Annotated in this window: 9 protein-coding genes; all 9 read left to right on the top strand. The window is 62.3% G+C overall.

Features of this window, described 5'->3' with window-relative positions:
- Positions 1-48: 48 nt before the first annotated feature.
- The 9 genes from tssB (at position 49) to C4J89_RS26325 (ending at position 11,346) form a co-directional block, all read left to right on the top strand.
- Positions 49-555, top strand: a complete 507-nt coding sequence (gene tssB / locus C4J89_RS26285) for a type VI secretion system contractile sheath small subunit (protein ID WP_003195557.1) — start codon at positions 49-51, stop codon at positions 553-555.
- 2 nt (positions 556-557) lie between these two features.
- Complete coding sequence (gene tssC, locus C4J89_RS26290; RefSeq protein WP_065953261.1) at positions 558-2,054, top strand: type VI secretion system contractile sheath large subunit; 1,497 nt, start codon at positions 558-560, stop codon at positions 2,052-2,054.
- 148 nt (positions 2,055-2,202) lie between these two features.
- Positions 2,203-2,691 (top strand): type VI secretion system tube protein Hcp, encoded by a 489-nt coding sequence (locus C4J89_RS26295; RefSeq protein ID WP_005792512.1) that lies wholly within the window; start codon positions 2,203-2,205, stop codon positions 2,689-2,691.
- A 78-nt stretch (positions 2,692-2,769) separates the two neighbouring features.
- Complete coding sequence (gene tssE / locus C4J89_RS26300; protein WP_042945974.1) at positions 2,770-3,285, top strand: type VI secretion system baseplate subunit TssE; 516 nt, start codon at positions 2,770-2,772, stop codon at positions 3,283-3,285.
- Entirely contained in the window at positions 3,282-5,141 is a 1,860-nt protein-coding gene (gene tssF / locus C4J89_RS26305; protein WP_124415927.1) for a type VI secretion system baseplate subunit TssF, read from the top strand. Before tssE ends, tssF begins: the two co-directional genes overlap by 4 nt.
- A complete protein-coding gene (gene tssG / locus C4J89_RS26310; RefSeq protein WP_124415928.1) occupies positions 5,105-6,148 on the top strand; it encodes a type VI secretion system baseplate subunit TssG in 1,044 nt (347 codons plus the stop codon). The genes tssF and tssG overlap by 37 nt, the downstream gene beginning before the upstream one ends.
- Complete coding sequence (gene tssH / locus C4J89_RS26315; RefSeq protein ID WP_124365005.1) at positions 6,141-8,795, top strand: type VI secretion system ATPase TssH; 2,655 nt, start codon at positions 6,141-6,143, stop codon at positions 8,793-8,795. The genes tssG and tssH overlap by 8 nt, the downstream gene beginning before the upstream one ends.
- A gap of 157 nt (positions 8,796-8,952) precedes the next feature.
- On the top strand, positions 8,953-10,896 hold the full coding sequence (locus C4J89_RS26320) for a type VI secretion system Vgr family protein (protein WP_124415929.1): 1,944 nt from the start codon (positions 8,953-8,955) through the stop codon (positions 10,894-10,896).
- Between the two features lie 15 nt (positions 10,897-10,911).
- Positions 10,912-11,346: a DcrB-related protein gene (locus tag C4J89_RS26325; RefSeq protein ID WP_124415930.1), complete on the top strand. Its 435-nt coding sequence runs from the start codon at positions 10,912-10,914 to the stop codon at positions 11,344-11,346.
- The last annotated feature ends 8 nt before the right edge of the window (positions 11,347-11,354 follow it).

An 11,354-nucleotide genomic window follows, 5' to 3' on the forward strand; every position in this document is an offset into this window, starting at 1 on the left:
GGACCGTGCAGTAACAACACCGTCGCTCAAGCGACCAGGAGCAGCAACGTGGCGAAGCAAAGTTCTCAGAAATTCATCGCGCGCAACCGCGCGCCTCGAGTGCAGATCGAGTACGACGTCGAGCTCTACGGCGCCGAGAAAAAGGTCCAGCTGCCCTTCGTCATGGGCGTGATGGCCGACCTCGCCGGCAAGCCTGCCGAGCCGCTGGCACCCGTGGCCGACCGCAAGTTCCTTGAAGTGGACGTCGACAACTTTGACTCCCGCCTCAAGGCCATGCAGCCACGCGTGGCGTTCCACGTACCCAATGAGCTGACAGGCGAAGGCAACCTGAGCCTGGACATCACCTTCGAAAGCATGGACGACTTCAGCCCGGCCGCCGTGGCGCGCAAGGTCGATTCCTTGAACCAGCTGCTCGAAGCCCGCACCCAACTGGCCAACCTGCTGACCTACATGGACGGCAAGACCGGCGCCGAAGAAATCATCATGAAGGCGATCAAGGACCCGGCACTGCTCCAGGCACTTGCCAGTGCGCCCAAGCCTGCAGGGGAGCAGTAAGCATGACTGACAATACCGTTCGCGAAGGCGCGTCCAACCTGGGCGCCACCGAAGAGACCAGCGAGTTCGCCTCGCTGTTGATGCAAGAATTCAAGCCCAAGACCGAGCGCGCCCGCGAAGCCGTGGAAACCGCCGTGCGCACCCTGGCCGAACAGGCTTTGGCGCAAACCGACCTGGTGTCCAACGACGCGATCAAGTCGATCGAATCGATCATCGCCGCCATCGACGCCAAGCTCACCGCCCAGGTCAACCAGATCATCCACCATCAGGATTTCCAGCAGCTGGAAAGCGCCTGGCGTGGCCTGCACTACCTGGTCAACAACACCGAGAGCGATGAGCAGCTGAAGATTCGCGTGCTCAACATCTCCAAGCCGGACCTGCACAAGACCTTGAAGAAATTCAAAGGCACGGCGTGGGACCAGAGCCCGATCTTCAAGAAGATGTACGAAGAAGAATACGGCCAGTTCGGCGGCGAACCTTACGGCTGCCTGGTAGGCGACTACTACTTCGACCAGTCGCCGCCCGATGTGGAATTGCTGGGCGAGCTGTCGAAAGTCTGCGCCGCCATGCACTCGCCATTCATCGCTGCGGCTTCGCCGACCGTGATGGGCATGGGCTCGTGGCAGGAACTGTCGAACCCGCGCGACCTGACCAAGATCTTCACCACCCCGGAATACGCCGGCTGGCGTTCGCTGCGTGAATCGGAAGATTCGCGCTACATCGGCCTGACCATGCCACGCTTCCTGGCGCGCCTGCCGTACGGCGCCAAGACCGACCCGGTGGAAGCCTTCGCCTTCGAAGAAAACACCGACGGCGCCGACAGCTCCAAGTACACCTGGGCCAACGCCGCGTACGCGATGGCGGTGAACATCAACCGTTCGTTCAAGCACTACGGCTGGTGCTCGCGCATCCGTGGCATCGAGTCCGGCGGTGAAGTGGAAAACCTGCCGGCCCACACGTTCCCGACCGACGACGGTGGCGTGGACATGAAGTGCCCGACCGAAATCGCCATCAGCGACCGCCGTGAAGCGGAACTGGCGAAGAACGGTTTCATGCCGCTGCTGCACAAGAAAAACACCGACTTCGCCGCGTTCATCGGCGCCCAGTCGTTGCAGAAACCGGCCGAATACGATGACCCGGACGCTACCGCCAACGCCAACCTGGCCGCGCGCCTGCCGTACCTGTTCGCCACCTGCCGTTTCGCGCACTACTTGAAGTGCATCGTGCGCGACAAGGTCGGCTCCTTCAAAGAGAAGGACGAAATGCAGCGCTGGTTGCAGGACTGGATCCTCAACTACGTCGACGGTGACCCGGCGCACTCCACCGAAACCACCAAGGCCCAGCATCCCTTGGCAGCCGCCGAAGTGATCGTGGAAGAAGTGGAAGGCAACCCGGGGTACTACAACTCCAAGTTCTACCTGCGCCCGCACTACCAGCTCGAAGGGCTGACGGTGTCGTTGCGTTTGGTATCGAAGCTGCCTTCGGCCAAGAGCGCTTAAGTAACTCGCTCGTTCCCACGCTCCGCGTGGGAATGCCGCCCGGGGACGCTCTGCGTCCCAGTAACGCAGAGCGTCACAGGATGCGTTACCACGCAGAGCGTGGGAACGATCACCAAATCAAGTGGCCTGGGCCACACAGGGAGAAAACATGGCTGTTGATATTTTCATCAAGATCGGCGACATCAAGGGCGAGTCCATGGACAAGGCCCACAAGGACGAGATCGACGTGCTGAACTGGAGCTGGGGCATGGCCCAGTCCGGCAACATGCATGTGGGCGGTGGCGGCGGCGCGGGCAAGGTGAATATCCAGGACCTGTCGCTGACCAAATACGTCGACAAGGCGTCGCCGAACCTGATGATGCACTGCGCCAGCGGCAAGCACATCGACAAGGTCAAGCTGACCGTGCGCAAGGCCGGTGGCGAAAGCCAGGTCGAGTACATGGTGATCAACCTGGAAGAAGTCCTGGTGACCTCGCTGAGCACCGGCGGTTCGGGCACCGATGACCGCCTGACCGAGAACGTCACCCTGAACTTCGCCCAAGTGATGGTCGACTACCAGCCGCAGAAAGCCGACGGCACCAAAGACGGCGGCGCGATCAAGTTTGGCTGGAACATCCGTTCCAACACCAAGCGCTGATAGCCCTTGTGACCGTGGTTTCACGCCACGGTCGCAAACCTTGTGTTCCTCTCGCAACCCGTCCGTGGAGCTGCTTTGGTGGTAACTGAAATCGCTTCCCGCGACCGTCTGCAACCGTCCCTGCTGGACCGGCTGACCGACGACGACCCAACCAATCCCAAGGAAAGCGCGGACAAACGCGTGCTGTCCCTGACCCAATTGAAAGCCTCGGTATTGCGCGACCTGGCGTGGCTGCTCAACACCACGTCGTTGCTCGATGCCGATGCCACGCTGCATACCCCGGCCGGCACCTCGGTGGTCAATTACGGCCTGCCGGCGCTGGCGGGCAACAGCGTTTCCAGCGTAGACATCAAGGCCTTGGAAGCGCTGATCTACCAAGCCATCGCGACGTTCGAGCCGCGCATCCTGCGCCATACGCTGCGCGTCAAAGCCCGCGTCGGCCAGGGTGAAATGAACCACAACGCCTTGAGTTTCGAGATCGAAGGCGACCTGTGGGCCCAGCCGGTGCCGTTGCGCCTGCTGCTGCAAACCGACCTGGACCTGGAGTCCGGCCATGTGCGTGTAGTGAACGCCGACCAACGGAGGCGCCCATGAACCCGCGCCTGCTGGAGCTGTACAACCAGGAACTGCACCATGTGCGCGAAAGCGCCGCCGAGTTCGCCAAGGAATACCCGAAGATCGCCAGTCGGCTGACCCTGTCCGGCATGGACTGCGCCGACCCGTACGTCGAACGCCTGCTCGAGGGCTTTGCCTACCTCACCGCCCGCGTGCAGCTCAAGCTCGACGCCGAGTACCCGACCTTCACCCACAACCTGCTGGAAATCGCCTACCCGCATTACCTGGCGCCCACGCCGTCGATGACCGTGGTGCAACTGCAGACCGACCCCGACGAAGGCTCCCTCGCCAGCGGCTTCCCCCTGCCCCGCGACACAGTACTGCGCGCCGCCCTGGGCCGTGAAACCCAGACCTGCTGCGAGTACCGCACCGCGCACCCGGTGACGCTGTGGCCGTTGCAGGTGAGCAATGCCGAATACTTCGGCAACCCTGCAGCCGTGCTCGGCCGCCTGGCCGCCAGCGAACCGAAAGCCAAGGCCGGCTTGCGCCTGACCCTGCGCACCGGCGCCGAGTTGCCATTCAACAGCCTCGACCTGGATAACCTGCCGCTGTACCTCAGCGGCGCCGATGAGCAACCGTTCCGCCTCTATGAACAATTGCTGGGCAACGCCTGTGCGGTGTTCGCACGCAAGCCCGGCGGTGATTGGGTTGAGCGCTTGCCTCAGGACGCCTTGCGCTCACGGGGCTTTGACGATGCCGACGCGGCCATGCCGGTGGTGGCGCGTGCGTTCCAGGGCTATCGGTTGTTGCAGGAATACTTCGCCCTGCCCCACCGCTTCCTGTTCGTTGAATTCGCCGAACTGAGCCGTGCGGTCAAACGCTGCGACGGCCAAGAGCTGGAATTGATCGTGCTGTTCGACCGTCACGAACCGAGCCTGGAGGGCAGCGTCGGCGCGGCGCAGTTCCTGCCGTTTTGCACGCCGGCGATCAACCTGTTCCCCAAACGCGTGGACCGCATCCACCTGTCCGACCGGGTCAACGAACACCATGTGATCGCCGACCGCACGCGGCCGATGGATTTCGAGATTCATTCGTTGAGCGGCATCACCGGCCATGGCACCGGGCCAGAGCAGCCATTTTTGCCGTTTTACGCGGTGCGCGATCCCTCCCGCTACGGCCGCGACCAAGCCTATTACACGGTGCGCCGCGAACCGCGTGTGCTGTCCAGCGACCAGCGCCGCAACGGCCCGCGTTCCACCTATGTGGGCAGCGAAACCTTCGTCAGCCTGGTGGACAGCCGGCAAGCACCGTACCGCCATGATCTGCGCCAGTTGGGTGTGACCGCACTGTGCACCAACCGCGACCTGCCGCTGTTCATGAGCGTGGGCAACGGCAAGACCGATTTCACCCTGGCCGACAGCGCCCCAGTGCTCTCGGTGCGGTGCGTCGCAGGTCCCAGCCGCCCGCGCCCCAGCCATGCCCACGATGCCAAGGCCTGGCGGCTGATCAGCCAGTTGTCGCTCAACTACCTTTCCTTAAGCGAACAGGGCCAGGGCGCCGGTGCCTTGCGTGAGCTGTTGCGCCTGTACGGCGACAGCAACGACGCCGCCCTGCAATTGCAGATCGAAGGCTTGCGCGACGTCAGCAGCAAGGCGGTGACCCGACGCCTGCCAATGCCGGGCCCGATTGTGTTTGGCCGCGGGTTAGAGATCACCCTGGAATTCGATGAAAACGCGTTTCGCGGCACCGGCGTGTTCCTGCTTGGTGCGGTGCTGGAACGCTTCCTGGCACGCTACGTGTCGATCAACAGTTTTACCGAGACGGTGATCCGTACCACCGAACGCGGCGAGATCATGCGATGGAAAGCCAAGCCCGGACGTCGTCCGACCCTGTGAGTACCCTGGACGCGATGCACCAGGAGCCCTGGGAATATGACTTCTTCCAGGCGCTGCGGCGTATCGAGTGCGAATCGCCGGACCTGCCGCGCCTGGGCCATTCTCTGCGCCTGGCGGATGACCCGCTGCGCCTGGGCCAACGGGCCGATTGCACCTTCGCCCCGGCCACACTGGCCTCGGTCGACCCCGGCGGTGACGGCAAGCCGGCGCGGCTGGAGCAGTTCTTCTTCGGCCTCGGCGGCCCCAACGGCCCGCTGCCGCTGCATATCACCGAGTACGTGCGCGAGCGCCAGCGCAACAATGCCGACAGCACCAGCAAACAGTTCCTGGATGTGTTCCACCATCGCCTGCTGACCCTGTTCTACCGGGCCTGGGCCGAGGCACGCCCGACGGTCAGCCATGACCGCCCGGATGATGACTACTGGTCCGCACGCCTCGCCGCCTTGAGTGGCCGAGGCATGCCGAGCTTGCTCAACCAGGGCTTGATCCCCGACACGGCGAAGCTGCATTACAGCGGCCACCTGTCGGCGCAGACCCGTTACCCGGATGGCTTGAAGGCCATCCTCAGCGAGTACTTCAGCTTGCCGGTGGAAATCGAAGAATACGTCGGCCAGTGGCTGGAATTGCCCGAACTCAGCCGCGTCGGCGTCAGCGCCAACCGGCTCGGCGTGGATTTTTGCCTGGGCAGCCATGTGTGGGACCGCCAGCACAAATTCCGCATTCGCCTCGGGCCGCTGAAACTCGACGATTACATGGGCATGCTGCCCGGCCACCAGCCGTTCAACGAGCTGGTGGCGTGGGTCGCCGAGTACCTGGGCCATGAACTGGACTGGGACTTGAACCTGGTTCTGCAACAACCCGAAGTCCCGGCGCTGCAACTCAACGGCCAGTTCCGCCTGGGCTTCAACACCTGGCTCGGCCAACCTGCGCATGACGCCAACGACCTAATCCTGGCACGGCATTACGCCGATCACGCCACCACCTCAAGGAATCCAGAGCATGGGTGAAATCAGTCGCGCCGCACTGTTCGGCAAACTCAACAGCGTGGCCTACAAGGCCATCGAAGCCGCCACCGTGTTCTGCAAACTGCGGGGCAACCCGTATGTGGAACTGGCCCACTGGTTTCACCAGTTGCTGCAACTGCAGGATTCGGACCTGCACCGCATCATCCGCCAGTTCAACGTGGAGCCGGCGCGCCTGGCCCGCGACCTCACCGAAGCCCTGGACCGCCTGCCGCGTGGCTCGACCTCGATCACTGACCTGTCGTCCCATGTGGAAGAAGCCGTGGAGCGCGGTTGGGTGTACGGCAGCCTGATGTTCGGCGAAAGCCAGGTGCGCACCGGTTACCTGGTGCTGGGCATCCTGAAAACCCCGAGCCTGCGCCATGCGTTGCTGGGCTTATCGGCCGAGTTCGACAAGATCAAGCCCGAGGCCTTGAGCGAGCGTTTTGATGAATACGTCGGCGACTCGCCTGAGAATGCCCTCGGCGCCAGCGATGGTTTCAATGCCGGTGTTCCCGGCGAAGCCAGCGGCGCCATGGCCCCCAGCGCGATGGGCAAGCAGGAAGCGCTCAAGCGGTTTACCGTCGACCTGACCGAACAGGCGCGCAGCGGCAAGCTCGACCCGATCGTGGGGCGCGATGAAGAGATTCGCCAACTGGTGGATATCCTCATGCGTCGGCGCCAGAACAACCCGATCCTCACCGGTGAAGCCGGGGTGGGCAAGACAGCCGTGGTCGAAGGTTTCGCCCTGCGCATCGTCGCCGGCGATGTACCGCCGGCGCTCAAGGACGTGGAACTGCGCAGCCTCGACGTGGGCTTGCTGCAAGCCGGCGCGAGCATGAAAGGCGAGTTCGAACAGCGCCTGCGCCAAGTCATCGAAGACGTGCAGGCCTCGGCCAAGCCAATCATCCTGTTTATCGACGAGGCTCACACCCTGGTCGGTGCCGGTGGCGCGGCCGGCACGGGCGATGCGGCCAACCTGCTCAAGCCTGCCTTGGCCCGTGGCACCTTGCGTACCGTGGCCGCCACGACCTGGGCCGAGTACAAGAAGCACATCGAAAAAGACCCGGCCCTGACCCGCCGCTTCCAGGTGGTGCAAGTTGCCGAGCCGTCGGAAGACAAAGCGCTGCTGATGATGCGCGGCGTGGCCTCGACCATGGAGAAACACCATCAGGTGCAGATTCTCGATGAAGCCCTGGAAGCCTCGGTGAAGCTGTCCCACCGCTACATCCCCGCGCGCCAGTTGCCAGACAAATCCGTGAGCCTGCTGGACACTGCCTGCGCCCGCGTCGCCATCAGCCTGCACGCGGTGCCTGCCGAAGTGGACGACAGCCGTCGCCGTATCGAAGCGCTGGAAACCGAACTGCAAATCATCGCCCGGGAACATGCGATCGGCATTGCGATTGGCGCGCGTCAAACCAACAGCGAAGCGCTGCTGACGGCCGAGCGTGAGCGCCTGGCCAGCCTGGAAAGCCGTTGGGCCGACGAGAAAGCCTTGGTGGATGAGCTGCTCGCCACCCGCGCAACGCTGCGTGAAAAAATCGGCGAAGTCGACAGCGGCAACGACGAATTGCGCGCCCAACTGGTGGACCTGCAACAGCGCCTCAGCGCCCTGCAAGGCGAAACCCCGTTGATCCTGCCCACCGTGGATTACCAGGCCGTGGCCTCGGTGGTCGCCGACTGGACCGGTATTCCGGTGGGCCGCATGGCGCGCAACGAACTGGAAACCGTACTCAACCTCGACCAGCACCTCAAGAAACGCATCATCGGCCAGGACCACGCCCTGCAGATGATCGCCAAGCGCATCCAGACCTCCCGCGCCGGCCTCGACAACCCGAGCAAGCCGATTGGCGTGTTCATGCTGGCAGGCACCTCGGGTGTGGGCAAGACCGAAACCGCCCTGGCCCTGGCCGAAGCCATGTACGGCGGCGAGCAGAATGTGATCACCATCAACATGAGCGAATTCCAGGAAGCCCACACGGTTTCCACCCTCAAAGGTGCGCCACCGGGCTATATCGGCTATGGCGAAGGCGGCGTGCTGACTGAAGCGGTGCGGCGCAAACCCTACAGCGTGGTGCTGCTGGACGAGGTGGAAAAAGCCCACCCGGATGTGCATGAAATCTTCTTCCAGGTGTTCGACAAGGGCGTGATGGAAGACGGCGAAGGCCGGGTGATCGACTTCAAGAACACCTTGATCCTGCTGACCACCAATGCCGGTACCGAGCTGATTTCCCGCGTCTGCAAAGACCCGGCGAACATCCCCGAGCCCGAGGAAATCGCCAAGGCCCTGCGCCAGCCGCTGCTGGAGATTTTCCCACCCGCGCTGCTCGGCCGCCTGGTAACCATTCCCTATTACCCGCTGAGCGACGAGATGCTCAAGGCGATCACTCGCCTGCAACTGAACCGCATCAAGAAGCGCGTGGAGAATACCCACAAGGTCGCCTTCGACTACGACGACGCGGTGGTCGACCTGATCGTCTCACGCTGCACCGAAACCGAAAGCGGCGGGCGCATGATCGACACCATCCTGACCAACAGCCTGCTGCCGGACATGAGCCGTGAATTCCTCACGCGCATGCTCGAAGGCAAGGCGCTGGCGGGGGTGCGCATCAGCAGCCGGGATAATGAATTGCACTACGACTTCAGCGATTGATCTGACGAAATACTGCTCAAAATGTGGGAGGGGGCTTGCCCCCGATGGCGGTGGGTCAGCCAGAAATTTCTAACCTGATACACCGCTATCGGGGGCAAGCCCCCTCCCACATTTGGATTCGGTTTTGTCAGTCATTACGCAATTTACGGGTTAACCGATGCTATTCAACCAAGCCTCACGCCTGGCCAAAATCACCAGCCCTCTCGGGCCGGATGTGCTGCTGCTCAATGAAATGGGTGGCGGTGAAGAGTTAGGAAGGCTGTTCAACTATGAGCTGCAACTGACGTCCCTGGACGCCAACATCGACCTCAACCAGTTGCTGGGCAAGCCAATGAGTGTCGGCCTGCAACTGGCCGACGGTGGCGAGCGGCACTTTCACGGCATCGTCGCGCGCTGCAGCCAGAACATCGATCAGGGCCAGTTCGCCAGTTACCAGGTGACGCTGCGCCCCTGGCTGTGGCTGCTCAGCCGCACCTCCGACTGCCGGATTTTTCAGAACCTGAGCATCCCGCAGATCATCAAGCAGGTGTTCCGCGACCTGGGTTTTTCCGACTTCGAAGATGCCCTGAGCCGGCCGTATCGCGAGTGGGAATACTGCGTGCAGTACCGCGAGACCAGCTTCGATTTTGTCAGCCGCCTGATGGAACAGGAAGGCATCTACTACTTCTTCCGCCACGAGCAGGACCGTCACGTGCTGGTGCTGGCCGACGCCTACGGCGCCCACACCACGGTGCCCGGCTACGCGTCGATCCCGTATTACCCCAAGGACGAGCAGCAGCGCGAACGCGACCATATGCATAACTGGCACCTGGCGCAGGAAGTGCAGCCGGGTTCGCTGGAGCTCAACGACTACGATTTCCAGCGCCCCAGCGCCAGCATCGACGTGCGCTCAGCCATGCCGCGCCCGCACACCGCCGGCGACTATCCGCTGTACGACTATCCCGGCACCTACGTGCAGAGCGCCGACGGCGAACACTACGCGCGCACCCGCATCGAAGCCCTGCAAACCCTGCATGAACAGATCGAGTTCGCCGGTAATGCCCGTGGCCTGGGTTCGGGCCACTTGTTCAGCCTCACCGGCTTCAGCCGCCAGGACCAGAACCGCGAATACCTGATCGTCGGCTGTCGCTACTACATCGTTCAGGAAAGCCTGGAAAGCGGCGGCGGCGCAGGCGGCGCGCAGTTCGAAAGCAGCCTCACCTGCATCGACGCCCAGCAGAGCTTTCGCCCGTTGGCCAGCACCCACCGCCCCGTCGTCAAAGGCCCGCAGACCGCGCTGGTGGTGGGCCCCAAGGGCGAGGAAATCTGGACCGACCAATACGGCCGCGTGAAGGTGCACTTCTACTGGGACCGCCACGACCAGTCCAACGAGAACAGCTCGTGCTGGATCCGCGTATCGCAATCCTGGGCCGGCAAGAACTGGGGCTCGATGCAGATCCCACGGATCGGCCAGGAAGTGATCGTCAGCTTCCTCGAAGGCGACCCGGACCGACCGATCATCACCGGGCGCGTGTACAACGCTGAGCAAACCGTACCTTACGACCTGCCGGAAAACGCCACCCAGAGCGGCATGAAAAGCCGCTCCAGCAAAGGCGGCACGCCGGCCAACTTCAATGAAATCCGCATGGAGGACAAGAAGGGGCTGGAGCAGCTGTACATCCATGCCGAGCGTAACCAGGACATTGTGGTGGAGGTGGATGAGAGCCATTCGGTGGGGCATGACCGGAATAAGAGTATTGGGCATGACGAGGTGGTGACCATCGGCAACGACCGTGTACGCGCAGTCAAGCACGACGACATGCTCATGGTGGGGTTCAGCAAGACAGACGCCATCAGTAAAAGCTACCTGATCGAAGTGGGCGAAAACCTGCGTTTGGTCTGTGGCAAAAGCGTGCTGGAGCTCAATGCCAGCGGGCAGATCAACCTCACTGGTGTTCAGATCAATGTGTACTCCGAAGGCAGCTCTGAAATTAATACAGGGGGCAAACTGCACCTGAATATTGGCGGTAAAGGCGGTACAACCCCCATGGGCCAAGGGGTCAAGGGCGACATCGACGCTGCCGTCAATTCCATGTTCCCCAAGCCGTCTTCCGGCCAATAACGAGAACTGTGTTTAATGACTTATCGACTCAATGAATTTCAATTCACCCTGCCCAGCGATGAGGTTCAGGATGCTTCCATCAATATTCTGAAGTTTGCCGCCCTGGGTACGTCATTGATCGTCAGCCGCAGCCTTCTCAGCGATGGCGAAACACTGCAGAGCAACTTCGAGGAACAACTGACCAAGCTGCAGAAACAAGTGCAAGACCTGCGCTACCAACCCGCCCAGGCCGTGCGAGTGGGCGCAGCGCAGGATATCGACGCCATCGAAGTGCATAACCAGTTCAGCAAAGGTGCCGAGCGCATACATCAGTATCAGTTGGCGCTAGTGATACCGGGTACCCGGCAAATGCTTGCTCTGAGCTATGTCAAAGCCCAGCCCCTGGGCGACGCTGAAAATGCGCACTGGGCGACTATCAAACAAACCCTGTTGCTGAATCCGCAGCCTTGAAGCCTCTC

It is taken from the genome of Pseudomonas sp. R4-35-07, from assembly GCF_003852235.1.
Classification (GTDB): Bacteria; Pseudomonadota; Gammaproteobacteria; order Pseudomonadales; family Pseudomonadaceae; genus Aquipseudomonas.